Annotated in this window: 28 protein-coding genes, 1 other RNA gene and 1 riboswitch; of the genes, 27 read left to right on the top strand and 2 right to left on the bottom strand. The window is 62.6% G+C overall.

The genetic code is table 11. The features are described 5' to 3' along the window. Nucleotides 1-126: 126 nt before the first annotated feature. The 8 genes from I2G20_RS17320 (at nt 127) to I2G20_RS14845 (ending at nt 5598) form a co-directional block, all read left to right on the top strand. Nucleotides 127-471 (top strand): DUF4164 family protein, encoded by a 345-nt coding sequence (locus I2G20_RS17320; protein WP_196260531.1) that lies wholly within the window; start codon nt 127-129, stop codon nt 469-471. Further along, complete coding sequence (locus I2G20_RS14875) at nt 464-844, top strand: cell division protein ZapA (RefSeq protein WP_196260530.1); 381 nt, start codon at nt 464-466, stop codon at nt 842-844. Before I2G20_RS17320 ends, I2G20_RS14875 begins: the two co-directional genes overlap by 8 nt. Then, nucleotides 841-1383, top strand: coding sequence for an MOSC domain-containing protein (locus I2G20_RS14870; RefSeq protein ID WP_196260529.1), 543 nt, complete (start codon nt 841-843; stop codon nt 1381-1383). Before I2G20_RS14875 ends, I2G20_RS14870 begins: the two co-directional genes overlap by 4 nt. A 25-nt stretch (nt 1384-1408) precedes the next feature. Then, a riboswitch (cobalamin riboswitch) is annotated at nt 1409-1620 on the top strand. 104 nt (nt 1621-1724) lie between these two features. Beyond that, nucleotides 1725-2456, top strand: coding sequence for a (2Fe-2S) ferredoxin domain-containing protein (locus I2G20_RS14865; protein WP_196260528.1), 732 nt, complete (start codon nt 1725-1727; stop codon nt 2454-2456). Further along, nucleotides 2443-3375 carry an ABC transporter substrate-binding protein gene (locus I2G20_RS14860; RefSeq protein WP_196260527.1) on the top strand — a complete coding sequence of 311 codons (933 nt, stop codon included), beginning with the start codon at nt 2443-2445 and terminating at the stop codon, nt 3373-3375. Before I2G20_RS14865 ends, I2G20_RS14860 begins: the two co-directional genes overlap by 14 nt. A gap of 3 nt (nt 3376-3378) precedes the next feature. Continuing rightward, nucleotides 3379-4395 carry a FecCD family ABC transporter permease gene (locus I2G20_RS14855; RefSeq protein WP_207747644.1) on the top strand — a complete coding sequence of 339 codons (1017 nt, stop codon included), beginning with the start codon at nt 3379-3381 and terminating at the stop codon, nt 4393-4395. Next, nucleotides 4385-5134 carry an ATP-binding cassette domain-containing protein gene (locus I2G20_RS14850; protein ID WP_196260526.1) on the top strand — a complete coding sequence of 250 codons (750 nt, stop codon included), beginning with the start codon at nt 4385-4387 and terminating at the stop codon, nt 5132-5134. Before I2G20_RS14855 ends, I2G20_RS14850 begins: the two co-directional genes overlap by 11 nt. 29 nt (nt 5135-5163) lie before the next feature. Beyond that, nucleotides 5164-5598, top strand: coding sequence for an SAM-dependent methyltransferase (locus tag I2G20_RS14845; RefSeq protein WP_196260525.1), 435 nt, complete (start codon nt 5164-5166; stop codon nt 5596-5598). Nucleotides 5599-5602: 4 nt separating this feature from the next. On the opposite strand, the gene I2G20_RS14840 is transcribed toward I2G20_RS14845, so the two are convergent. Continuing rightward, entirely contained in the window at nt 5603-6211 is a 609-nt protein-coding gene (locus I2G20_RS14840; RefSeq protein WP_196260524.1) for a nucleotidyltransferase family protein, read from the bottom strand. A 113-nt stretch (nt 6212-6324) separates the two neighbouring features. Here I2G20_RS14840 and ssrS point away from each other — a divergent pair. The 4 genes from ssrS to I2G20_RS14820 all read left to right on the top strand — a co-directional run bounded on the left by ssrS (nt 6325) and on the right by I2G20_RS14820 (nt 8740). Continuing rightward, a non-coding RNA gene (ssrS, locus tag I2G20_RS14835) (6S RNA) lies at nt 6325-6484 on the top strand. A gap of 26 nt (nt 6485-6510) precedes the next feature. Then, on the top strand, nt 6511-7101 hold the full coding sequence (locus I2G20_RS14830) for a 5-formyltetrahydrofolate cyclo-ligase (RefSeq protein ID WP_196260523.1): 591 nt from the start codon (nt 6511-6513) through the stop codon (nt 7099-7101). After that, complete coding sequence (locus I2G20_RS14825; RefSeq protein ID WP_196260522.1) at nt 7098-7916, top strand: TIGR00282 family metallophosphoesterase; 819 nt, start codon at nt 7098-7100, stop codon at nt 7914-7916. The genes I2G20_RS14830 and I2G20_RS14825 overlap by 4 nt, the downstream gene beginning before the upstream one ends. A gap of 77 nt (nt 7917-7993) precedes the next feature. After that, on the top strand, nt 7994-8740 hold the full coding sequence (locus tag I2G20_RS14820; RefSeq protein ID WP_196260521.1) for a YebC/PmpR family DNA-binding transcriptional regulator: 747 nt from the start codon (nt 7994-7996) through the stop codon (nt 8738-8740). Between the two features lie 54 nt (nt 8741-8794). On the opposite strand, the gene I2G20_RS14815 is transcribed toward I2G20_RS14820, so the two are convergent. Further along, entirely contained in the window at nt 8795-9583 is a 789-nt protein-coding gene (locus I2G20_RS14815; RefSeq protein WP_196260520.1) for a GGDEF domain-containing protein, read from the bottom strand. Between the two features lie 211 nt (nt 9584-9794). On the opposite strand from I2G20_RS14815, the gene ruvC reads away from it, so the two are divergent. From ruvC to glmM, 15 genes are all read left to right on the top strand, one after another. Then, on the top strand, nt 9795-10298 hold the full coding sequence (ruvC, locus tag I2G20_RS14810; RefSeq protein WP_196260599.1) for a crossover junction endodeoxyribonuclease RuvC: 504 nt from the start codon (nt 9795-9797) through the stop codon (nt 10296-10298). Further along, nucleotides 10295-10912: a Holliday junction branch migration protein RuvA gene (gene ruvA / locus I2G20_RS14805; RefSeq protein ID WP_196260519.1), complete on the top strand. Its 618-nt coding sequence runs from the start codon at nt 10295-10297 to the stop codon at nt 10910-10912. Before ruvC ends, ruvA begins: the two co-directional genes overlap by 4 nt. Further along, nucleotides 10909-11340, top strand: coding sequence for a hypothetical protein (locus tag I2G20_RS14800; RefSeq protein WP_196260518.1), 432 nt, complete (start codon nt 10909-10911; stop codon nt 11338-11340). The genes ruvA and I2G20_RS14800 overlap by 4 nt, the downstream gene beginning before the upstream one ends. Beyond that, on the top strand, nt 11337-12380 hold the full coding sequence (gene ruvB, locus I2G20_RS14795) for a Holliday junction branch migration DNA helicase RuvB (RefSeq protein WP_196260517.1): 1044 nt from the start codon (nt 11337-11339) through the stop codon (nt 12378-12380). Before I2G20_RS14800 ends, ruvB begins: the two co-directional genes overlap by 4 nt. Continuing rightward, nucleotides 12377-12802: a YbgC/FadM family acyl-CoA thioesterase gene (locus I2G20_RS14790; RefSeq protein WP_196260516.1), complete on the top strand. Its 426-nt coding sequence runs from the start codon at nt 12377-12379 to the stop codon at nt 12800-12802. The genes ruvB and I2G20_RS14790 overlap by 4 nt, the downstream gene beginning before the upstream one ends. A gap of 169 nt (nt 12803-12971) precedes the next feature. After that, nucleotides 12972-13676 (top strand): protein TolQ, encoded by a 705-nt coding sequence (gene tolQ, locus I2G20_RS14785; protein ID WP_196260598.1) that lies wholly within the window; start codon nt 12972-12974, stop codon nt 13674-13676. After that, nucleotides 13676-14134, top strand: a complete 459-nt coding sequence (gene tolR / locus I2G20_RS14780; protein ID WP_196260515.1) for a protein TolR — start codon at nt 13676-13678, stop codon at nt 14132-14134. The genes tolQ and tolR overlap by 1 nt, the downstream gene beginning before the upstream one ends. A gap of 14 nt (nt 14135-14148) precedes the next feature. Beyond that, the gene (locus tag I2G20_RS14775; protein ID WP_196260514.1) at nt 14149-15246 is read left to right on the top strand and encodes a hypothetical protein; all 1098 of its coding nucleotides are present in this window, start codon (nt 14149-14151) and stop codon (nt 15244-15246) included. A gap of 176 nt (nt 15247-15422) precedes the next feature. Continuing rightward, nucleotides 15423-16739: a Tol-Pal system beta propeller repeat protein TolB gene (gene tolB, locus I2G20_RS14770; protein WP_196260513.1), complete on the top strand. Its 1317-nt coding sequence runs from the start codon at nt 15423-15425 to the stop codon at nt 16737-16739. Between the two features lie 363 nt (nt 16740-17102). Continuing rightward, nucleotides 17103-17585 carry a peptidoglycan-associated lipoprotein Pal gene (gene pal, locus I2G20_RS14765; RefSeq protein WP_246473101.1) on the top strand — a complete coding sequence of 161 codons (483 nt, stop codon included), beginning with the start codon at nt 17103-17105 and terminating at the stop codon, nt 17583-17585. A 164-nt stretch (nt 17586-17749) separates the two neighbouring features. Beyond that, nucleotides 17750-18703 carry a tol-pal system protein YbgF gene (gene ybgF, locus I2G20_RS14760; protein ID WP_246473112.1) on the top strand — a complete coding sequence of 318 codons (954 nt, stop codon included), beginning with the start codon at nt 17750-17752 and terminating at the stop codon, nt 18701-18703. Continuing rightward, a complete protein-coding gene (gene tilS, locus I2G20_RS14755; protein WP_196260510.1) occupies nt 18697-19956 on the top strand; it encodes a tRNA lysidine(34) synthetase TilS in 1260 nt (419 codons plus the stop codon). The genes ybgF and tilS overlap by 7 nt, the downstream gene beginning before the upstream one ends. Nucleotides 19957-20091: 135 nt before the next feature. Next, nucleotides 20092-22029 (top strand): ATP-dependent zinc metalloprotease FtsH, encoded by a 1938-nt coding sequence (ftsH, locus tag I2G20_RS14750; protein WP_196260509.1) that lies wholly within the window; start codon nt 20092-20094, stop codon nt 22027-22029. Between the two features lie 103 nt (nt 22030-22132). After that, nucleotides 22133-22990 carry a class I SAM-dependent methyltransferase gene (locus tag I2G20_RS14745; protein ID WP_196260508.1) on the top strand — a complete coding sequence of 286 codons (858 nt, stop codon included), beginning with the start codon at nt 22133-22135 and terminating at the stop codon, nt 22988-22990. Between the two features lie 92 nt (nt 22991-23082). Next, nucleotides 23083-24426, top strand: coding sequence for a phosphoglucosamine mutase (glmM, locus tag I2G20_RS14740; RefSeq protein ID WP_196260507.1), 1344 nt, complete (start codon nt 23083-23085; stop codon nt 24424-24426). Nucleotides 24427-24473: the final 47 nt, after the last annotated feature.

Below are 24473 nucleotides of genomic sequence, written 5' to 3'. Positions count from 1 at the left end.
GGTGTGGATCAAGAGGCGAGAAAACGCCGAGCGGACCGGCATGTTCGCGCGAGGCAGACACATAACAGACCCGGCTTTCGAGTCAATGACGCTCCACCGGGGACAATATCGACGCGGGAGAAGCCCGTGCTTGCTATTTCCGCCATGATTTGGGTTATTGTCGGGGAAGTGGCGCGGACGGGATTCGGAGGGCCGAGGGATATGTCAGCGGGCAATGGCGAGAGCTTTGACGCCGCCGCCGAGCGGCTCGACCGGGCGATGAACCGGCTCGATACATCCATGCGTGCGCTTTCGAGCCGTATGCGGTCGGTGGGCAAGCTCGAAGCGGAAAATCGGCGGTTGTCGTCCGAACTCGATGAGGCGCGCGCGCGCGCCACGCGTATCGACGATACAGCCGACATGGTGTCCCAGCGGCTGGGTAACGCCATCGATTCGATCAGGGACGTGCTCGGGAGCGAAGCCCGTGGCTGAGGTGAGTGTCGAAATCAACGGCCGCAAATATCGCATGGCATGCGAGGACGGGCAGGAAACCCACCTCACTTCCCTGGCGAGCCGGTTCAACAGGTATATCGACGACTATAAAGGCGCATTCGGCGAGATCGGGGACACGCGCCTGACGGTCATGGCAGGCATCGCGGTGGTCGACGAACTGGTCGAGGTGGAACGCAAGCTCAATGCGCTCAAGGCCGAGCTCGACTCCGTTACCCGCGCGGGCAGCGCGGTTGCGGCGGAAGCCGAGGCTATGGAAGCAAAATTTGCGACCAAGCTCTCGGACGTGGCGCGGCGGATCGAATCCATCGCCACAGCAATCGATGCGACAGGTCAAGACCAGGCTCCGCAATGAGGGGCGAGGTTCTCGCGGTCCATTCGAGCCCGGTGCACGGGTTCTCCAAAACCAGTGCCGATGCAATCCGGCTCATTGCAGGGTTAGGCGTTGCGGGAGATGCCCATAGCGGCGTCACCGTCAGGCACCGCAGCCGCGTGCGCGCCAATCCCGATCAACCCAATCTGAGGCAAGTGCATCTGATTGCGTCCGAGCTGCTCGACGAGGTCAACGGCGAGGGCTTTGATGTCGCCTTTGGGGCGCTGGGCGAGAACATGACGACACGAGGGATCGATCTCATAAACCTGCCGCGGGGAACGGTTCTGCGGTTTGGCACAGACGCAGCGGTCGAAATTACCGGTCTGCGCAACCCCTGCAGCCAGATCGACAATTACCGGCCGGGCCTGCTCAAGCGCATGGTCGGCAAGCGTGAGGACGGAACACCGCTGCTGCGCACGGGGATCATGGGGGTCGTCCGCACGGGCGGCGTGGTGCGGGGCGGCGATGCCATTGCCGTTGAACTGCCCGACGCGCCGCATGTGCGGCTGGAGCGCGTTTAGGCTTGTCATGGGCGGATTCCTTTCCTAAACAAATCCTGCTGACGGTTCCGCCAAATTGAAGTGCGGATGAAAAGGGAACACGGTGCGGATTACCCATAAGGGGCCAAAACCGGGGCTGCCCTCGCAACTGTAAGCGGTGAGTCGTTTTGCCGAATCCCACTGGCCTTCGGGCTGGGAAGGGGGTGGAACGGCGCCAGAACCGCGAGCCAGGAGACCTGCCGACAGCTAACGACTCATCGGACCGGACGAGGTGTGCCGGCAAGGGGCAGGAATGGTTGTTTTCACATTGCCGTGGCAGTGGGTGCCGTATCCGCCTTCGCATGCGCGAAGGGCGGGTTCTCGTGCCTGATGCAATTCTTTTTCTCGTCTCCCAGCCTTATCTGAGCGGGCGGCGCTTCAAGCAGTTGCAGGCCGGGCTGGCCGAAGCAACCCGGGTGGCTTCGCGTGTCGTGCGCATGGAGGGGACTGGCCAGAGCGCAATGGATGCGCTCGACGCACTGGCCGCGGATGGGGCACGCGATATTCTCGTGCAGCCGGTGGGGCTGCCGTTTTCGGATAGTCTTCTCGCATGGCTGCCCGGCGCGCTCGGGGTCTGGCAGCGCGAAAGCGCGATCGCCGGTCTTTCGCTGAGCCTGGCAACCGATCAGATCGGCGATGCGGAGGTTCTGCGCACGATTGCGGAATCCGCGCTGGCACGCGCCGACGCTGCCCAGCCGGTCGATGCCGAAGAGGGCACGATCGACGGCAAGGGCTGGGACGAGGTGCCTCCCTATACCGACCATCTTCTGGTTTGCACCGGTCCGCGCTGTGTCTACCGGCGCGCCGGGTTGTTACGGGACGTGCTTAACGATGAGCTTTCCCGGCAGGGCGTGATGCGAAGCACGCTGGTCGCAACCACGGGCTGCCTCTTCCCATGCAATAACGGCCCGATGGTCGCGCACTATCCCGCCGGACGCTGGTACCGGCTCGCCACTCAAGAGGCCGTTTCCACTTTCGTCAGGACGGTGCTGGTCGAGCGCCGTCCACTCCCCCAATTTGTCATTCACGAGGTAAACAGCAATGACCATAGGTAAACTTGCCTTGGCGGCTGCTATCGCGCTTGTCGCCGGTGGCGCGCAGGCACAGGGGCTTTCCATCGAGAGCTGCGATAGTGTTTCGACGCTCGATGCGACACCGTCCCGTGCGATTACGCTGAACCAGCAGGCAACAGAAGTGATGCTGGCGCTAGGGCTCGAAGGGCAGATGGTGGGGACAGCCTATATCGATGACGCCATCCCGGAACAGTGGGCCCAGGCATACGCCTCCGTTCCGGTTCTTGCTGACCGGTATCCGGCGCGAGAGGTGGTGTTGGCCCAGGATCCCGATTTCCTGTTTGCCGGCTTTGGCTCGGCCTTCAACGATCGAAATCTCGGCGCGGAGAGCGAGTGGCAGGAGATCGGTGTCGCGACCTATGTGGTTCATGCGGAATGCCGGAATCTCCACCCGGCCGATCGGCGCATGACGACCGAGTCGATCTTTATCGATCTCGAGCGCGTTGCCGCGCTCTTCGGCGTCGAAGTCGAGGGTGAAGCCATTTCCGCCGACATTCGGGCGCGCCTTCAGGCAGTGGGACGGTCGGGCGAGGGGCTGAAGGCCTTCCTTTACGACTCGGGCACCAATACGGCGTTTTCGGCCGGCTGTTGCGGTGCGCCGGGTCTGCTGCTCGAAACCGTCGGTCTCGAAAATATCGGCGGGGAGGTCGAAGGGCGCTGGGCAGATCTGGCCTGGGAAGCCGTCATGACGGCCGATCCTGATGTGATCGTCCTTATCGAGGCGGAATGGTCGACGGCCGAAGACAAGCGCAATCACCTGCTGAACGATCCTGTGCTCTCCGAGCTAGAGGCGGTCAAATCCGGGCGCTTCATCGTCGTGCCGTTCTCGGAAACGCTGCTCGGCCTGCGCTTTGTCGATGGGGTGGAGCGGCTGGCTGCCGCGCTTGCACAGGATAACTAGGCATTGGGTCGATCCAGATCGAGATACGGGCTGGTGCTGGCCGGCACAACAGTGGTGCTCGCGCTGGCCATTGCGGCGGGTGTTTTCTGGGGCACGGCGGATTTACCGGTCGATGAGCGTCTTAAGGCATTGTTCCGTCTGCCCGAGGCCCAGCGCAACCTTCAACTCATCATCTGGGAGTGGCGGTTGCCGCGTGTCATTGCCGTGGCCTTGGTGGGCGGGGCGTTGAGCCTTGCGGGGGTGATCATGCAGGCGCTGTTGCGCAATCCACTGGCCGACCCTTATCTTTTGGGCCTGTCATCGGGGGCTTCGGCAGCGGCGACGGCGGGAATTGTCTGGTTGCCGGCGGTGGTAACGACGGCAATCGGGTTGCCGCTTCTGGCATTTGCCGGGGCAATGGCTGCTTTCCTCATCACACTCGGGCTGGCGTTCCGGCCGGGCCGGGGGATGGACAAGCTGATGCTGATCCTGGCCGGGATTGCGGTATCGCTCTTTTTCTCGTCGGTTTCGGCTTTTTTCCTGCACATCGCCGATCCGCACATCACGCGGAACGCGCTGTCCATTCTCATGGGATCGGCCTCGGGAACCAAATGGGGCGATCTCGTCCCGCTCGCCCTTGTGCTTCCGGTGGTCTTTGCCGCTGTCCTTGCACTCACGCCTCAACTCGATGCGGTGCTGTTGGGGGACGAGCGGGCGATCGCCCTGGGCGTGTCGCTCAATGCATTGAGAACGGGCTTGTTCTCGGCGGCCGCGCTTCTCGCCGGGCTGGCCGTGGCGATTGCCGGCATCGTGGGGTTCGTGGGGCTGGTCGTGCCCCATATGGCGCGGCTGCTGGTGGGGGCTTCGCACAGGCGGCTCGTGCCCTTGGCTGTTGTCCTGGGGATGATCGTGCTGGTGATCGTGGACCTTCTGTGCCGCATTCTTCTGGCGCCAGAGGAATTGCCGCTCGGCGTGCTGCTCGCGCTCTTTGCCGCTCCACCGTTCGTCCTCATCCTGAGGAGGGTCCGCCGTGGTCTCTAATACGATTGTGGCGGTGGATGGCGTCGGGCTCAACAAGGGCGATGCGATCCTGCTCGACGAGGTGAGCTTTACGCTCGAGCGCGGGAAGTTCCATGCGCTGCTGGGCCCAAATGGGGCGGGCAAGTCGAGCCTGATGCGGCTGCTTTATCGCGCGGATAGGGCAAGCCGGGGCCGGATCGTCATCGATGACCGCGAGATATCGGCTTGGCCGCGGCGCGATTATGCGGCCATGGCCGGGGCGTTGGTGCAGGAGGCCGTAACGCTGTCCGGGCTTTCGCTCATCGAGGTTGTGCGGCTGGGCCTCTTGCCGTTGCGGCTCGGCGGCGCGGAGGTTGAACGGCGGGCCGAGGAAGCGTTGGCCATCGTGGGCCTACTGGCCCGTGCCGGAGAGGACGCGACGCATCTTTCGGGCGGGGAGCAACAGCGGCTGTTTTTCGCGCAGGTCCTAGCGCTCGACCCCGAAATCTACCTGCTCGACGAGCCACACAACCATCTCGATTTGCACTATCAGTATGTACTGCTCGAGGCCGTCAAGGCGCGCGGGAAAGCGGTCCTGGCTTCGTTCCACGATCTTACTTTGGCGGCGCGATTTTGCGATAGTGCCGTCCTGCTCGATCACGGACGGGTGGTGGCGCAAGGTGCGCTGACCAAGGTGTTGACGCCTGAGAGGATTGCTGAGGTCTATCGGATCGACGCGTGGTTCGAGGACGGTGCTGTCAGAATTGCGGGTGCGCTATAGTCGCCCCGTCCAGGGGAGGGCCGAGCAAAATGGCTTCTGCATTGTCGCCGCGACTGCTGGCCATCGTCGACGCCTTGCCGCTGCGCGATGGGATGCGGGTATTGGAGATCGGCTGCGGACCAGGAGCGATGGCGCGTGCGATGTCACACAGAATCGGCTCGGGCCATGTTCTGGCAATCGACCGATCCGCCAAAGCCGTTGGGCAGGCGGTTGCAGGGTCGGACGACGAAATATCCGCCGGCCGTTTGACCTTCCGGCAGGTCGCAGCGGAATCCTTTGTGCGGGAACCCGGCGAGGCGCCCTTCGACATTGCCGTGGCTGTAAGAGTTGGGGCGTTCGATGGTCGGCATCCGCAAGCCGGCGAAAAGGCACTTGTTCGGATCAAGGCGGCGCTTGTACCCGGCGGCAAGCTGTTCATCGACGGCGGCGATCCGCTCAAGGAAATCTCGCTGGACGGGATTTGAGGGCCTATTCGGCCCACGGCACGATTTCGACTTGCGGCCAAACGCTCTTTGCGCGTTCGCCTTTTTCGTGGTGGGTTCTCCGGTTGTCACAGGCTGGGTTGGGCGTAATGCGGAACGAAAACATGTCGTCCAGGCCAAACGGGGCCTCCAGGGTCAGGCTGCCGTCGCGTTCGAGCCGCGCCGCGACGGCGTGCGTTTTGGAGGCATAACGGCCCAGAGACTCCGCGCTTGAGCGGAGAGGCGGAACCGAAAAGCCGAAACGGTCGGGAAACCAGAGGTGGACGCGAGCCTGATTGCGGGTCTCGACAGGCACAGGCAAATGGCCCAACTGGGCATCGACCGCCTTAATCACGGCGTCCTCCGCCTCGTAACTGAGATCGCCGTCATCGAAATAGACGACGTCGATATCCTTGATGCCGGTGAGTGGCGGCTTGCCGGTCAACGAGTTCCAGACCGTGTTGTAGATGGCGCCCGAGGCGATGTAATGATCGGGCAGCGCCATGGCCAGCAACCGCTCCAATGCATCCATCAGGATCGGCTCGGCTCGGATGATGGCCTCGACCGCCATGCGCTGGTCGCGCTCTGGCAGACCGGCGAATCGAAGATGGCTCATTTGCATTACGGCAGCTTAGCCGATTTTTACCGTTTTTGTTTTGTTCTTTTTCTGGGTTCGGCAGGAAATGAAAAGGTTTGCCCTTTGCCGTATTCCAAAATGCGCCTATATCACCAGTGCTGCCCGGTGCGTGTAGGATACTGCATCCCCGGGGCCTTATCGATCCTTAAGGGAGCTGTCCCTGACCGGACCCGTGGGTTCGGACACACGGCGCCCACCTACTTGTGTAGGTTTCCCGGGATCGACACATCCCACGGCCAGGGCGGCACCTGAATATTGCGTTGTTTTCGAGGCTCCACGTGTTCGAACCCGTTCCCCAGTTCGAGGAAGAAAAATCGCGGCTCCGCCAGCGCGCGTTCGAGCAGCGCAAGGCGATCTTGCGGGCGGATTGGGCGGACATGGCCAAGGTCGCGGCCAATCATTTTCTCGCAGGCGTTCCGCTTAGCGCGAGCGATGTGGTGGCGCTTTATTGGCCGATCCGCGACGAGATCGACTGCAAACCGCTCCTGACGGCACTGATGGATTCGGGCCAGCCGGTCTGTCTGCCCGTTGTTCTGGGCGACGGCGAGCCGCTCGAGATGCGCCTCTGGGAGCAGGGGCAGCCGCTCTATCCTTCGGGATTCGGTACGCTTGCGCCGGCCGAGACCGCGCCTGTGGTTGAACCGGACCTGGTCGTCATTCCGCTTCTTGCGTTCGACAGGCTCGGCACGCGGCTTGGCTACGGCAAGGGGTATTACGACCGCACACTTGCGGGATACGCCAAAAAGCCGCTTCTCGTGGGTTATGCCTTTTCGGGCCAGGAACTCGATTTCATTCCGCGCGAAGCCCACGATCTGCCGCTCGACATGCTCGTCACCGAGGCCGGCGTCCAAAAGTTCCCGGCAGCATGAGGCTTTTGTTCCTGGGCGATGTGGTAGGGCGGACGGGGCGCGATGCCATCGCGGCACGGTTGCCGGACCTCATCGAAGCCTATGGCTTCGATTTTGTTATCGTCAATGGCGAGAATGCCAGCCACGGGCGCGGACTGACTGAGCCACATTTCGAGCTTTTGCGCGACGCGGGCGCCGATGTGGTCACCCTTGGCGACCATGCGTTCGACCAGCGCGACATGATGACCGCCATCGCACGGCACGATACCATCGTACGGCCGATCAACTTTTCCGAGGGCGCGCCAGGACGCGGGGCCGCTTTCGTTTCGGGGCGCAGGGGGCACCAAGTGCTCGTCGTGCAGGCGGTCGGGCGCGTGTTCATGCCACCGATGGACGATCCTTTCCGTGCGGTCGAGGCGGCAATCGAGGCGTGTCCACTGGGCGTCCAGGCCGATGCGATCGTTGTCGATTTCCATGCGGAGGCGACTTCGGAGATGCAGGCCATGGGGCATTTTCTCGACGGGCGCGCGACGCTCGTCGTGGGGACGCACACCCATATCCCGACCTCGGATCATCGAATCCTCAAAGGCGGCACGGCGCTCTTGAGCGATGCCGGGATGTGCGGGGATTATGACAGCGTGATCGGAATGGAGCCCGAGGAGCCGCTCAACCGGTTTCTCACCGGCATTCCCAATAACCGGTTTACGCCCGCCGAGGGAGAAGCCACGCTGTGCGGGGTCGCGGTGGAGACCGACCCGGCAACCGGGCTGGCGCGAAAGGTATCTCCGGTGCGTATCGGGGGGAGTCTTGCACAGGCGCTTCCCGATTTCGCCTGATCTTTATTTTCTCGAACGTGCCGACTATAAACCGGCACCCAATCGACATCATCTGACTATCGAGGGATTGTCCGCACATGGCCGGCCATTCACAATTCAAGAACATCATGCACCGCAAGGGCCGTCAGGACGCGGTGCGCTCGAAAATCTTCTCCAAACTGGCGCGCGAGATCACCGTTGCCGCCAAGGCGGGCCTGCCCGACCCCAACATGAACCCGCGCCTGCGGCTGGCGGTCAACAACGCCAAGGCGCAGTCCATGCCCAAGGACAATATCGAGCGCGCCATCAAGAAGGCCGCCGGGGGGGAAGGCGAGAACTACGAGGAAGTGCGCTATGAGGGCTACGGCCCTGGTGGAGTTGCCGTAATCGTCGAGGCCCTGACCGACAATCGCAACCGCACCGCGTCGAACGTGCGTGCCATATTCTCCAAGGCCGGCGGGGCGCTGGGGGAGACCAATTCGGTTTCCTTCATGTTCGACCGGGTTGGGGAGATCTATTATCCGGCCTCCGTTGGAGATGCCGACAAGGTGATGGAAGCGGCGATCGAGGCGGGTGCAGAGGATGTGGAGAGCACCGAGGACGGTCACACGATCTATTGCGCTTTTGAGGACATCGGGGAAGTAAGCTCGGCGCTCGAGGCGGCGCTCGGGGAAGCCGAGAGCGTCAAGCCGGTGTTCAAGCCTCAGACGACGGCGGCTGTCGACGCCGAGAAAGGTGCAAGCCTGATGCGGTTGATCGGCAATCTCGAGGACGATGACGACGTGCAGAACGTCTATGCCAATTTCGAGATGAGCGATGAGGACATGGCCAAACTCTCGGCCTGAGTCTCAGACGCCTAAGTGAAAAGGGAGGCGTCCGGCAGCTGGCGCCTCTATCTATTATCCGGCCTTGAGAAGTACGGGACCGGATTCGGGGGCCGGCTCGAACGACATCAGGTCGACATTGTTGCGGCCCGAATTCTTGACCTTGTAGAGCCGCTTGTCGGCGAAGCGGAACAGCTGGCCGTATTCGACCTTCTGCTCGAAGACCGCGCCACCGACGCTGACCGAAAGAGAAAAACGGCTCCCCTCGATCTCGAATTCGATCGTCTGCACGGCGCGTCTGATGCTTTCCGCGATCGTTTCGGCAAGCGTGTGGGAAGCACCAGGCAGCAGGACGCCAAATTCCTCGCCTCCTAGCCTGCCCACGAGATCACCCTCCCGCACCGCACCCTGAATACGGGCCGCGATCTGGCGCAAGGCGGCATCGCCGATATGGTGACCGAACCGGTCGTTGACGCTCTTAAAGTAATCGGCGTCCACAACCAGCAGCGCCCCCCTGGCCTCCCCGGCTTCCGCGCCGTGCAGGAACTCGTTGGCCTGGGCTACAAAGGCGCCGTGATTGAGGCAGGAGGTGAGGCTGTCGCGGGCCGCCGCGGCTTCCAGACGCCGGTAAGCCGCCTGAAGCTGGGCATTTTGGAGTGAGAGGTAGAACGTGATCGGGCCGCCCAGAAAAATCGGCAAGACCGCGGCGGTAATCTTGCCCGGTGGGCTGAGCCCTTCGGAAAAGGTCGCGAGGGCGAGTTCCGCTCCTCCGAGCGATGCGACGACGCCGATCGCCGTGAGCCCAGTCGCCCGCAAAGCGATCCACTTCCAGTCCCGCCTTGTCAGGCGTGGCTTGCGCTGCATGATTGTCAAACGTCCCGTTTCCGCGTCCGGTGCGGACACTAGGGGCAAATTCGTGAACGGGCCGTTGCGCAGAAAGGCAAAATGCGCTCATCCACAATCAGCCTCCGCCAGCATGGTCAACAGTTTCGTGGCGGCGCGTTCGTGGCACAAATGTTTCTCATTTGTTCACTTTGCACTTGGTAGGGTGGTCTCGCTCGCGTATCAAAAGACCATGGTGGAGAAAGTGCGAATCATTGGGATCGATCCTGGGCTGCGGCGTACCGGCTGGGGGATCATCGAAAGTGAGGGGAACCGGCTGCGCTTCGTCGCCTGCGGGGTGCTTACCCCGGCCGTGGATCAGAGCCTGGCGTTAAGGCTGGTCCATCTCCACGAAGGTTTGATGCGGCTGATTGCCGAGCACCATCCGCACGAGGCGGCCGTGGAAGAGACATTTGTCAACGCCGGCGCGCGGTCGACGCTCCTGCTGGGGCAAGCGCGGGGCATCGCGGTAATGACGCCTGCGTCCATGGGGCTGCCGGTCGGGGAGTATTCGGCCAATCTCGTCAAAAAATCGGTGGTCGGTACGGGTCACGCGGAAAAGGCGCAGATCGAGTTGATGGTCAAGACACTCTTGCCTGCAGCCAACTTCAAGTCGACTGACGCGGCGGATGCGCTGGCTATTGCCATTTGCCACGCCCATCATCGGGAACATCGCAAGCTGGCGGTCGGCGCATGATCGGCAAGCTCAAGGGACTGGTCGAGACCATCGCCGACGATCACGCGCTGATCGACGTCAATGGCGTGTGCTACGAGGCCCATTGCTCGGGCCGGACATTGCAGGCGCTGCCGCGGGTCGGCGAAGCCACGGTTCTCTTTATAGAGATGATCGTGCGCGAGGATCTGATCCGGCTCTATGGGTTCGCGAGCGAAGCGGAAAAGAGCTGGTTCAAGCTCCTCATGACGGTTCAAGGGGTTGGGTCGCGCGTGGCGCTCGGTATCCTCTCGACGCTTTCGCCCTCCGATCTCAGCTCGGCGATTGCCTTGCAGGACAAGGCGATGGTCGGCCGCGCGCCGGGGGTGGGGCCCAAGCTCGCCCAGCGCATCGTTTCCGAACTCAAGGGCAAGGTGCCGGCGTTTGGGGCGGTGGATGCCGGGGTCATCGGGTTGCAGACGGCGCTCGGGGAAGGGGCGGCCGGGGGCAATGTGGCCGATGCGGTTTCGGCGCTCGTCAATCTGGGCTATGCACAGGCCCAGGCTTCGGGTGCCGTCGCGCGGGTGGTCGCCCGGGAAGGCGAGGACGCGGCGACGGAAAAACTCATCCGTCTCGGATTGCGGGAGCTCAGTGCGTGAGGCCAAGGCGATACACCAATGCCATGCTGGCGGTGATGGTGGCTTTTGTACCCACCCTCGTCGCTTTTGTCGGACTCGGCGCGCAATCGGGCCTCGGTGCTGGCGATTTGATTGCGATTTGCCTTGAGGTGACAGGCGGGGGATTGGTAGTCCTTTTTCTCGTCGCCGCCTGGCGAGAACACAACGGGGCGAGCCGGCCCGGCTGGCCGTTTATCTTTACGCTGGGCGGCGGCGTAAATGTCGCACTCTGGGCGCTGATGACCGCCTTTGCGCCGCAGGAATTGCCTGAGGGGGCCGGGGACAGCTATTTCGACCTGACCGCGATGTATCCGCAGATCGCCTTGCTGGGCATGCTTGGATGGTCGCTTATGGGCTTTGCTTTTTCCGTTCCTTTGGGGCGGCGGTCTGCCGGTGGGTGGCGTCGATGACGGACCTCACCGATGCCGCCGCGGGGCGTGACGACAGTCTCGACGTTTCCCTGCGCCCGAGCGGATTTTCCGAATTTATCGGGCAAGAGGCGGCGCGCGCCAATCTTCAGGTCTTTATCGAGGCTGCGCGGCAGCGCAAGGCGGCGCTCGATCACGTGCTGTTCGTCGGCCCGCCGGGGCTCGGCAAGACCACGCTGGCGCAAATCATTTCGCGCGAACTGGGCGTAGGGTTCCGCGCCACTTCTGGGCCGGTCATTGCCAAGGCGGGTGATCTCGCCGCGCTCTTGACCAATCTCGAGGAGCGTGACGTCCTTTTCATTGACGAGATCCACAGGCTCAATCCTGCGGTTGAGGAAATCCTTTATCCGGCGATGGAGGATTTCCAGCTTGATCTCATCATCGGGGAAGGTCCGGCGGCGCGGTCGGTACGGATCGATCTTGCCAAGTTTACCCTCGTTGGCGCGACGACGCGGGCGGGACTTCTGACGACGCCCTTGCGCGACCGGTTCGGGATTCCGGTGCGGTTGAACTTCTATTCGCCCGAGGAACTGGTCAAGATCGTCGAACGCGGCGCTCGTCTGATGGGGATGGAGATGACGCCCGATGGCGCGATGGAGGTGGCGCGGCGCTCGCGCGGCACGCCGCGCATCGCGGGGCGGTTGCTGAGGCGCGTCACCGATTTCGCGCTGGTCGATGGCGCCAAGGCCATCGACCGCGTCGTGGCGGATCGCGCGCTTTTGCGGCTCGATGTCGACGCCAAGGGGCTCGACCAGCTCGACAGGCGGTACCTCAAGACCATCGCCGAGTTTTATGGTGGCGGGCCGGTGGGGATCGAGACGATCTCGGCGGCGCTTTCCGAACCGCGAGACGCTATCGAGGAGATTGTCGAACCCTATCTCATCCAGCAGGGCTTCATCCAGCGGACCCCGCGAGGGCGCATGATGACCGCGCTTTCCTTCCAGCACATGGGCTATGCTGTGCCGCAGGGCTTTGTCGGCTTGCAGGCAAGTCTTTTCGAAGAGGGCGAGGGCGAGGCGTGAGCGTATTCGGTGGTGAACTCGGAGAGGACGGCGCACACCGGTTTCCGGTGCGGGTCTATTTCGAGGACACTGATTTCTCGACCAATGTCTATCATGCCGCCTATCTCAAGTTCTTCGAGCGGGCGCGGACGGAATATCTGCGGGCGCACGGAATCCATCATGCGCAGATGGCAAAGGACGGACTGGCTTTCGCGGTGCGCGAAATCACGGTCTCCTATGATAAGCCGGCCCATATCGATGATCTCCTCGAAATCGAGACGCGCATGGCCGAGGCGACGGGGGCGCGGTTTGTTCTCGATCAGACGATATCGCTGGACGGCATGGTCATTGCCCGCGCACGGGTGGTGGCGGTGCTGATGAACGAGAGGGGGCGCCCCATGCGGCTCCCGAAAGCGTTACTGGCGCTGTTGAGCGGTTCTTAACCAATCCTTGACCATAAATATGGCACGGGCAGCCCAAGCGCATGTTGGCGCCCGGATTGCGGGCATTTGACACCTAATTTTGACAAATTTGACCCGCATCGCACAGCAATGACAGTCTTTATGCGCGGGCAACCGTGCGTCCCGTGGGGATAGGAACTAAATGGAAGCTATGGAAGCAGTGGGTAATGCGGCGGCCCATACGGACTTCTCACCGCTCGGCCTGTTTCTCATGGCCGATATCGTGGTCAAGTTTGTCATGCTGGGGCTATTGGCGGCATCGATCTGGTGCTGGGCGATCATCATCGACAAGTCGATGATGTTCACGCGTGTGCGCCGGGACATGAATCAGTTCGAAAAGACCTTTTGGTCCGGGCAGTCGCTCGAAGAACTCTACCAGACCCTGTCGCAGCGTCCGACTTCTGGGCTCGCCTCGGTGTTCGTGGCGGCGATGAAGGAGTGGAAGCGGTCGCACGAGCAGAACGCGGCCTCCTATATCGGGGTACAGGCGCGGCTCGACAAAGTGCTCGATGTTGCCATCGCGCGCGAAAGCGAAGAGCTCGAAAAACGCCTTTCCTTTCTAGCCACGGTCGGCTCGGCGGCGCCGTTTATCGGCCTTTTCGGTACGGTATGGGGCATTATGAACGCGTTTTCATCGATTGCCGCTTCCCAAAGCGCCAGCCTTGGTGTTGTGGCCGGCCCAATTGCCGAAGCGCTGTTTGCGACGGCCATCGGGCTTGTGGCGGCTATCCCTGCGGTTATCGCCTACAACAAGCTCTCGGGCGATGCGAACAAGCTTTCGGGCCGGCTCGAGGGATTTGCCGATGAGTTCGCTGCAATCCTCGGGCGCCAGCTCGAAGCGCGGAGCCGCAAGTAATGGGCATGGGCGTTTCAGGCGGTGGCCGGGGTGGCGGGCGCCGCAGGCGCGGATCGGGCGCCCGGCTGATGAGCGAGATCAACGTCACCCCGTTTGTGGACGTAGTGTTGGTGCTGCTCATCGTCTTCATGGTCGCCGCGCCGATGATGACGGTCGGCGTCGCCATCGACCTTCCCCAGACGCAGGCGCGCGAGATGGAAACGCCGCGTACGCCGATCACGGTATCGGTGACGCCCGATGGCGCGGTGTTCATCGACGACGAGTCGATCGGGCTGGACGGGTTGGTTGCCGCCGTTTCCGAACGCGCCGAAAGCACCGAAGACCGCATTTATGTACGCGGTGACGCGACGGCCAATTATGGCGCGGTGATGCAAGTCATGGGGGCGCTGTCGGGGGCGGGATATTCGAGGATCGGATTGATTACGGAACAGGCTTCTGCACTGCCGGCAGGGCAGTAGGGCAGGCCCCGGAAATGAAACTTGGAACCACCGTATCGGTGCTCGGCCATGCGACGCTAATCGCCCTGGGGTTGATAAACCTCACGGGCGGGCGTCAACTTGAGCCCAATATGGTGGATTCCATTGCCATCGACCTGATCCCGATCGAGGAGTTTTCCTCGATCCGCGTCGGTACGCTCGACAGCGATGTCATCGAAACCGAGGCGCCTTCTGCCGTCGACTCCCCGGACCCGGCCGAGCTTGCCCAGCGCACCGGGAATACCGAAGCCGATCAGCCGACCCCCGAGGTCACCGATGTCGTGACGCCGGCGCCGACTGTCCAGACGGCTCCCGAGCCTGCGCCAGCGCCGGAGCCCGAGCCGCAACCCGAGCCGCCGACCCCGCCTACGCCTGTCGCACGGCCGCAGCCGGCACCGGCTCCCGAGCCCGCACCGGCGCCAGCACCGGAACCTGAACCCGCGCCCGAGCCCCAGCCTGTCGAGGCGCCCCCCGTGGTAGCAACTCCCGCGCCTGCGCCCGAGCCCGAGCCGCAGATCGTCCCGCCCACGCCGCCCCGCGTTACAGCGTCGGTCGAGCAGTTGCGCGCCGAATTTGCGCGTCAGCAGCGCCAGCAACAGCAGCAACAGCAGCAGCAGCAACAACAGCCGCGCCCTCAGCCGCCGACGCCGCAGCAACCGACGCAAACCGCTTCGCAGACCACGCAGGATCGGGCCGACCGCATCGAGGACCTCATCAATAACGAGACCTCGCGTGGCGCAACGACCGGGCAGGGTGGCCAGCAGGCGCTCGGCCGTCCGACGGGGCAGGCGTCGCGGCTGACCCAATCCGAGCAGGATGCGCTGGCGGCGGCGATGCGCCGGTGCTGGAACCCGCCGATTGCCGCGATGAGCGCCGATGGGCTCGTCGTGCGCCTGCTCGTCTCGCTCAATTCCAACGGGTCCGTCAACGGCCAGCCGCAGATCCTGTCCGCGATCACCGACGATCTGGTGCGTTCGACCGCGCTTGCCGCTCAGCGCGCTGTGCAGCAATGCGGCCCCTACACCATGCTACCGCCAGACAAATACGAGGAATGGCGGCAGGTGGATGTGACGTTCGATCCGCGCGATCTTTAGCAATGGCAGCAATGAAGATGTGGAGTGACACATTTGCATCGGTTGGAGTAAAGGGCGCGAACTATCGATTTTCCGACACGATTGACGTGTAGGGAGCGAAACGAATTCAGCCTCTCCGGGGTTGAGCCCCCGGATGGATGGCTTGCCGGACGTGACCCGGCGGAACATGGAGACGAATGAAAATGACGCTATTGACCCGCAGGTCGGCTTTGAGGCTTGGTCTTTCCGGCGCGGCGATGCTCGCGGCCAGCCCTGTCCTGGCGCAGCTGCGCATTACAGTGACGGGCGGTAACTTCACGCCGATGCCGATTGCCATTCCCGATTTTTCCTCGGCCGACGCAACCTTCGGGGCCGAGGTGGCGCAGGTCGTGCGCAACAACCTTGCCAATTCCGGTCTTTTCCGTGTCATTGATCCTGCCGGGTACCCCCAACGCGTAGGCAACCCCAATGTGACCCCGGAATTTGCATCCTGGCGCGGAACCGGTGCCGATGCGGTGGTGATGGGCGATGTCAATCGTGGGGCCCAGATCCAGTCGAGTCTGCGGCTTTGGGACACGACTGCCGGCGCGCAGGTCACCGGCAAGGCCTATGGAACCGATGCAAACTCCTGGCGCCGCATCGCGCATATGGCGTCGGATGCGATCTATACCGGGCTGACCGGTGAGACGGGTTATTTCGATACGCGCGTCGTCTATGTTTCGGAAAGCGGCCCCAAGGCTAACCGCGTCAAGCGCCTCGCAATCATGGATCAGGACGGGTTCAACACGCGGTACCTCACAGATGGGCGGCTTGCAGCGATCACACCGCGTCTTTCGCCCAACGGGCAGAATATCGCCTATATGGCGTTTGACGGACCGAATTCCTCGGGCATCTTCCTTTTGAACCTCGCCTCGGGGCAGCACCAGTCCATCGGCCAGTTCGGGCAGATGAGCTTTGCGCCGCGCTTTTCGCCCGATGGGCGCCGGCTCGCCTTTTCGGTGACGCAGGGGGCGACGACCAACCTTTATGCGCTCGACATCGGCTCGAGCCAGCCTTTCGCTCTGACAAACGGTTCAGCCATCGATACCTCGCCCTCCTATTCGCCGGACGGGCAGCGGATCGTTTTCGAGTCCGACCGCGGCGGGCGTCCGCAAATCTACGTGATGTCGGCCAATGGTGGCGGCGCGGAACGCATTTCCTATGGCGACGGGTCCTATTCCACCCCGGTCTGGTCGCCCAAGGGCGATCTCATCGCCTTCACCCGGCAATCGGGCGGACAGTTCTCGATCGGCGTCATGCGCCCCGATGGCGGCAGCGAGCGGATTCTCGCGACCTCCTATCACGCGGAAGGGCCTACCTGGGCGCCGAACGGGCGCGTTCTCATGTTCTTCCGCGATCCCGGCGGGAACGATGGACCGGCGCTCTATTCGATCGACATCTGGGGCCGCAACGAACGCCGCGTGCCGACCGAGGGCTTTGCGTCCGACCCGGCATGGTCGCCGCTGCTGACCTAGCCTTCTCGCGGCAGGGTTACATATCCACGGTTCGGGCGTGACGCACCACGCCTCTCCCAAAAACCCTCCCCCTACAAGGGGAGGGTTTTTCTAGTCCCATATCTGCCGAGCAGGCACCCACGCTAGGCAAAAGGGGGAGGCGGGATGGCTTTAGGCCACCCGGTTGGGGCTTTCCCTTCGGCACAAATGCAACACTCACTCCGCACCCGACCCAGGAATGCAAGTTCTCGCGGCGAGCGCCGTATTTGCGCCCGATTAAGCGCCAATTAACCACACCAGCACACCCGCGATTAAGATAACGGGGTGTAAAAGCGGTAACTACAATTCTTCCGATCTGGAGCATATCTCGCTATGGGTTCGACCATGCCCCTTTATCGCCTTGGCAAAGGCTTCCTTATGGTGGCGCTGCTTGTCGTTGTCGCCGCTTGCGCGCGCACACCCTCTACCGGGGTGGGCAATCTCGGGCCCGGCGAGGGTGGTGGCCCTCCGGGCAGCCAGCAGGAGTTTCTCGTTTCGGTCGGTGACCGGGTTTTCTTTGAAACCGACTCCTCGGTTCTGACCGCCGACGCCCAATCCACCCTCGATAAGCAGGCCCAGTGGCTGCAGCAGTATTCGCAGTATCGCATCGTCATCGAAGGCCATGCCGACGAGCGTGGGACCCGCGAATACAACATCGCGCTCGGTGCGCGCCGTGCCTCGGCGGTGGTCAACTACCTCGTCTCGCGCGGCATCCCGTCCAACCGAATCTCCTCGGTGTCGTATGGCAAGGAACGGCCGGTGGCGATCTGTAACGACATTTCGTGCTGGAGCCAGAACCGCCGCGCGGTCACTGTGCTGACAAACTAGCACGTAAAGAACGCTCCGTTAACTGGAGGCATAGCGTCGGAGCCGCGTATTTTGGTTCCGGCGCTTCTTTTTTGCCAAAATGGTGCTTTACTTGCCGCCCGTGATTATATTCGGTCCGTGAGGACAAAAAGGGGCGCTACAAGGAGCATACACCCGTGACAAATATGGTTTCACGTCTGGTCAGAAGGGGGCGGCAGGGTCTTGCCGTCGCCGGTGTGGCCGGTCTTTTGACGGTCGCGATGACCGTTGCCGGGCAGGGGCAGGGGAACGACCTTGCTTCCATGCAGGTGCGGCTCGATCAACTCGAGGAGCAGGTCCGCCTATATTCGGGCCAGATCGAGGGCATGCAGTTCCAGATTACGCAGCTCCACACGCTGCTTGAGAGGATGCAGGAGGACAACGAGTTCCGCTTCCAGCAGCTGGAGGGCGGTGGCCTGGGGGAATCTGATGCGGTAACCTCCTCCGGCGGCGCGATGCCTGCCGATCGGTTACCGCAAGACTCCCAGCTTCCGAGCGATCTTTCCAATGTCCCCGTCGAAATCGATGGCAGCGTGCTGATGGGTGACGAGGATCTTTACGGCGATGCCCCTTCCAATGGTGACGGGCTTTATGCCAGCGAGGTTTACGGCCAGGATGGGGTCATTCTCGGCGCGCCGGAAGGCCCGCTCGGCGCAACGCCGCCTTCCCAGCCGCTCAACCTGAGCTTCGACCCCAATCAGCGTCCGCTCAACGAAGGCGACGCCAACGCCCAATACCAGGCTGGATACGAGGCCGTGGTGCGGGGCGAATATGCATTCGCCGAGGACCAGTTCCGCCAGTTCGTTTCGCTCTTCCCCGACCATCCACAGGCATCCGATGCCGTGTACTGGCTCGGAGACGCTCTGATCCAGCGCGGTGCGTACGACGAGGCGGCAGACGTTCTGCTCACCGGTTTCGAGAGCTATCCCACCTCCACCCGCGCGCCGGACATCCTCTTGAAACTCGGCGTTGCGCTCCACGGGACGGGCGAGTTCGACACCGCGTGCCGGACCTATAGCGAAGTGCTGCGCCGCTATCCCGACTCCACCCAGGCCTTCAAGGACAGGGTGGCCAGCGAACAGGCACGCGCCGGGTGCTGACCGCCACGGGCGACGCTCTGGCGGGACTTGATCCGGACGCATTGTTCAAGCCTGTCGCCAACCGGACCAAGATCGGGCTCGCCGTATCCGGTGGGCCCGATTCATTGGCGCTTCTGGTTCTTTATGCCGCCTGGCGAGAGCACGGAAAGGCTCCTGGCGCCATCGTGTATGCCGTCGATCATGGCCTGAGGCCCGAGGGGGCACAGGAGGCAGAACTCGTTCGCCGGATCGCCGTCGAGCGCGGTTTCGAGGTGAGGGTTCTTACCTGGTCAGGGGAGAAACCCCAGACGGGGCTGCTCGCTGCGGCGCGCGCGGCGCGCTACCGGATGATCGGTGCGGCAATGGCGCAGGATGGAGCCGATATCCTAATGACTGCGCACCATCTTAACGATCAGGCCGAAACCGTCTTGATGCGGCTTGCTCATGGAAGCGGTGCGCAAGGGCTCGGTGCCATGCGTCCATTCGCCGAGGTCGAGGGCGTAAGTATCTACAGGCCCTTGCTGGGCGTCAGCAAGGAAACCCTTGTGGAAATCGTGAATGCCCATGGGCTTGTTGCTGCCGACGATCCGACCAATGCCGATCTCAATTATGAGCGGGCGCGCTGGCGGGCCATGCGTCCGGGCCTGGAAAAAGCTGGGTTGACCCCCGAACGTCTGGCCCAGTTCGCCGAGCGTATGCAGCGGCTCGACCGGCTGGCTGCGCAGATCGCGGACGACATCTGGAAAACCGATGTGCGGGTCGATGATTTCGGCGTGGTCCATATCGCGGCGAGCGTGTTCGGGAGCGTGCCGGACGAAGCCGGGCTGAGGGTGTTCTGGCGGGCGTTGCGGCGGGCCGGCGGCGGACGGCGGGGCGATCTTTCGGCAGTGGAGACGCTTTACGGAAAGGTTGTGGGGGGGAAGGCGCCCGCGCAGGCGACGTTGATGGGCGCGGTCGTCGTGCCCGGACCCGGCCATGTTCTGGTTTACCGCGAAGCGGGCCGCAAGGGGCTCCCCAGGGTGGAAATGGAAGCATTTGCGGTGACGATCTGGGATGGACGGTTTGCAGTCCAGGCGCCATGTCCCGTTGTCATCGAGCCGAGCGTCGATATGACCCGCCAGGGCTTCATCGCACTCGCCGGACACGCGCCGGACGTTCCGGTTGCCGCGCTAAGGGCCGCGCCGACAATCCGCGACAAGGAAGAGCGCGTGCTGGCCGTGGGCGCGCGCATCTTCGATGAACGGATCAAAGTGTGGCACGTTGCGTTAACCTGACAGGGTGAAACTGCGGCAAACGGCCACCGACCGGGCACCTTGCCCTTGTATCGCCAGAATGGCGGGCTTACATTCGGATCAACTTTCGCGCGCCAGACATGTCGCGCGTATCCCCGCGTTTGCTGGACAGGTTTAATGAACGGAAATTTTCGCAACTTCGCTATCTGGCTGGTGATCCTAATGATGCTGATGGGCCTGTTCCAGGTCTTCCAGTCATCGACAAGGACCGTCGCCGCAACAGAGCGCACCTATAGCCAGTTTGTCAGCGATATCGAAAACGGCCGAGTTTCCGACGTTACCATCACCGACAACGTCATAACCGGACGCCTCAATGACGGGACCCGCTTCGAGGTTACCATTCCCCAGGGCGCCGATATCATTTCCCGGCTCGAGCAGCGTGGGGTCAATATCACCGCACGCGCACCGGAGGGCTCGCCCTTCTGGTCGATCCTCCTCTCCTCATGGCTGCCGTTCCTCGTTCTGATTGCGGTCTGGTTCTTCTTCATCCGCCAGATGCAGGGCGGTGGCCGCGGCGGAGCGATGGGGTTCGGCAAGTCCCGCGCCAAGCTCCTCACCGAATCGAGTGGCAAGGTGACGTTCGAGGACGTTGCTGGCGTCGAGGAAGCCAAGCAGGATCTTGAAGAAATCGTCGAGTTCTTGCGCGATCCGGGCAAGTTCCAGCGCCTTGGCGGACGCATCCCGCGCGGCGTGCTGCTCGTCGGCCCTCCGGGTACCGGCAAGACGCTCCTGGCGCGTTCGGTGGCGGGTGAGGCCAATGTGCCGTTCTTTACGATCTCGGGTTCCGACTTCGTCGAAATGTTCGTTGGCGTGGGTGCGTCCCGCGTGCGCGACATGTTCGAACAGGCCAAGAAGAACGCCCCTTGCATAATCTTCATCGACGAAATCGACGCCGTGGGCCGCCAGCGTGGCGCAGGCCTTGGCGGTGGTAACGACGAACGCGAACAGACGCTCAACCAGTTGCTGGTCGAGATGGACGGGTTCGAGGCCAATGAAGGCATCATTCTCATCGCGGCGACCAACCGTCCCGACGTTCTCGATCCCGCGTTGCTGCGTCCGGGCCGCTTCGACCGTCAGGTCGTGGTGCCCAATCCCGACGTTTCGGGGCGTGAACGCATTCTCAAGGTCCATGTCCGCAAGGTGCCGCTGGCGCCCGATGTGGACTTGAAGGTGCTGGCACGCGGCACGCCGGGCTTTTCGGGTGCGGATCTGATGAACCTTGTTAACGAGGCCGCACTGCTGGCGGCGCGGCGCAACAAGCGGTTCGTTACCCACGCCGAGTTCGAGGACGCGAAGGACAAGATCCTGATGGGCGCCGAGCGGCGCACGATGGCGATGACGGACGAGGAGAAGAAGCTCACCGCCTATCACGAGGCTGGTCACGCGCTCATCAACCTCAAGCTCGCGGGCAAGCTCGATCCGATTCACAAAGCGACGATCATCCCGCGCGGCCGTGCGCTGGGCATGGTGATGACGCTGCCGGAAAAGGACACCTATTCGTTCAGTCGCGAAAAGGCGGTGGCGCGTCTGGCCATGCTGTTCGGTGGACGTGAGGCCGAGATTTACAAGTTCGGTCCCGAGAAGGTGACGTCCGGTGCGTCTGGCGACATTCAGATGGCAACCAATCTGGCGCGTTCGATGGTCATGGAATGGGGCATGAGTGAAAAGCTCGGCCGCGTGCGCTACAAGTCGAACGATCAGGAAGTGTTCCTTGGGCACTCTGTCACCCAGAGCCAGCACATGTCCGACGAAACCGCAAAGCTGATCGATGAGGAAGTACGCAAGCTGATCGAAGACGGAGAAGCGGAAGCGCGCAAGCTTATCCAGGAGAATATCGACCAGTTCGAGACGGTTGCGCAGGCTCTTCTGGAGTACGAAACCCTGACGGGCGACGAATTGCGCGGGCTGATGGACGGCAAGCAGCCAATACGCGATGCCGATATCGACACCACGCCAAAGGGCACCGGAGTGCCCAAGGCCGGCAAGTTGGGCAAGAAGAAGTCCGGCGATGCTGGGGAACCCGACGCGGGGCTCGAGCCGCAGCCGGGAACTTAAGCGCCAGAGCCTGATTCTCAGGGGCCGCATCCAGACAGGATGCGGCCCTTGTCTTTTGGCGGTCGCTTGGTTAGGCACACGGGAAAGAACGGAGACCAAGCGTTTGGCCAAGATCGACACCAAGACCGAAGGGCTGGACCTCTACGTCCATGTCGCCAAAACCTTCGCCGACAGTCCCTGGCTTCATTACGGGCTTTGGGAGCCGGGCGAACGACCCAATATCCCCCAGCTCCGCCGGGCGCAGGAACGATATGTCGATCTCTTGCTGAGCCTGATCCCGCCGCCGCCGCGACGGCTTGTTGACATCGGGGGCGGCACGGGGGAGATGGCCAAGCTCCTGCTCGACAAGGGTTACGTCGTCGACATGGTGACCCCCAGCCATATCCAGGCGGAAATCGCGCGCGACAAGCTGGGGTCGAACGGGGGGGTATTCGAGACCAAATTCGAGGATTTTTCCGAGACGGGGCCTTATGAAGTGTGCCTCTTTTCGGAAAGCTTTCAATATGTCGATCTCGACCAGAGTCTTGAAAAGCTCGACCGGATTCTCGCCCCGAACGGGCGGATCGTCATTGCCGATTGTTTCCGGAGCGAGGCCTATGCGGGCGACCGGCAACCGGGGGGAGGGCATCGCTACTCGTTGTTTCTCGAACGGATCGCCGCGCAGGGATTTGAGGTGGAGACAAACCACGACGTCACGGCGGCCGTAGCCCAGACAATGGCCGTCGACCAGCAAGTCTATCGCGGCTTCGTCGCCCCGCTTGCCGAGCAGCTCATCTCGCTCCTGCGCGCCAGACGTCCGGTACTGGCCTGGATCGGAAACGCGCTGTACAAGCTCTTCGTGCCCAAGGCGGAGCGCGAGAACATTGTCGCGCGGCTCAAGGCCGATTATCGCAGTCCCGAGGCGTTCGAAAAGGCCAATACCTATCGCTTCCTGTCATTGAAACGCCGCAGTGACGGCTGAATAGCCGTTTACCGCGATTGCAGGGACCGCTTTTCGCGACTCATCGGTGGGCGTATAGTCGCCGTGGCCGGGCAAACAAGGACATTTCTGGAATGGTTCGCAAGTATTTCGGCACGGACGGAATTCGCGGGCTGGTCAACGGCAGGATGCTGACCCCCGAACTCGCGCTCAAGGTCGGCATGGCGACAGGCCTTGCGTTCAAGCGCGGTGACTATGCCCACCGCGTCGTGATCGGCAAGGATACGCGGCGCTCGGGCTATATGATCGAAAACGCGCTGACGGCGGGCTTTACCGCGGTTGGGATGGACGTTCTGCTCCTCGGCCCGATGCCGACGCCGGCGGTTGCCATGCTGACGCGTTCCATGCGCGCTGATATCGGGGTCATGATCTCGGCTTCGCACAACCCGTTTGACGACAACGGCATCAAACTGTTCCGACCCGATGGCTATAAGCTCTCGGACAGCTTTGAGCTCGAAATCGAAAAACTGATGGACCAGGACCTCGGACCGCGGCTTGCGCAGGGACGGAATATCGGGCGGGCCCGGCGGGTGGAAGAAGCGCGTACGCGCTATGTCGAATACGCAAAACGCACGCTTTCACGCGATGTCGATTTCACGGGCCTGCGGGTGGTGATCGATTGCGCGAACGGCGCAGCATACAAGACGGCGCCCGAAGTGCTGTGGGAACTGGGCGCGGAAGTGATATCCATCGGCGTTTCTCCCGATGGCTACAACATCAACGAAGGGTGCGGCTCCACGCAGCCAGGGCAGTTGATCGAAAAGGTCAAGGAACTCCGCGCCGATATCGGGATCGCGCTCGATGGCGATGCGGACCGTGTGCTGATCGTCGATGAGCTCGGCAATGTGGTCGACGGCGACCAGTTGATGGCCGTTATCGCTCAGTCGTGGCTCGATAGCGGCCGACTCGAAGGGGGCGGAATCGTCGCCACCATCATGTCCAATCTGGGACTGCAACGCTTCCTCTCCGACCGCGGGCTCGTGCTTGAGCGCACCAAGGTCGGGGACCGTTATGTGCTCGAGGCGATGCGCGGAAAGGGGTTCAATGTGGGCGGCGAGCAGTCGGGCCACATCATCTTGTCCGACTTCACGACCACTGGCGATGGGCTGGTGGCCGCGCTCCAGGTGCTGGCAGTGGTCAAGGCGGAAGGGCGGCCCGTGTCGGAGGTCTGCCATGTATTCGAACCGGTCCCCCAGCTCCTGCAGAACGTTCGGTTTCAGCGTGGAAAGCCGCTTGAGGATAAGCACATCAAGCAGCTTATCGCGGACTCCGAGGCTCGGCTGGGTCAGAACGGGAGGCTCGTGATCCGCGAATCTGGCACCGAGCCGGTCATCCGCGTGATGGGCGAGGGCGATGACGCCGGGCTCGTAAAGCAGGTGGTCGGAGAGATCGTTTCGGCGATCGGCAAGGTCGCCTGACGGCGCTTCCTCTAGACAGACGAACGAAAAGGGCCGTGCGTCGCATG

Origin of the sequence: Pelagibacterium limicola, from assembly GCF_015694405.1 — a bacterium.
In the GTDB taxonomy this organism is placed as follows: Bacteria; Pseudomonadota; Alphaproteobacteria; order Rhizobiales; family Devosiaceae; genus Pelagibacterium; species Pelagibacterium limicola.
This window is presented reverse-complemented; position numbering and strand designations above follow the sequence as displayed.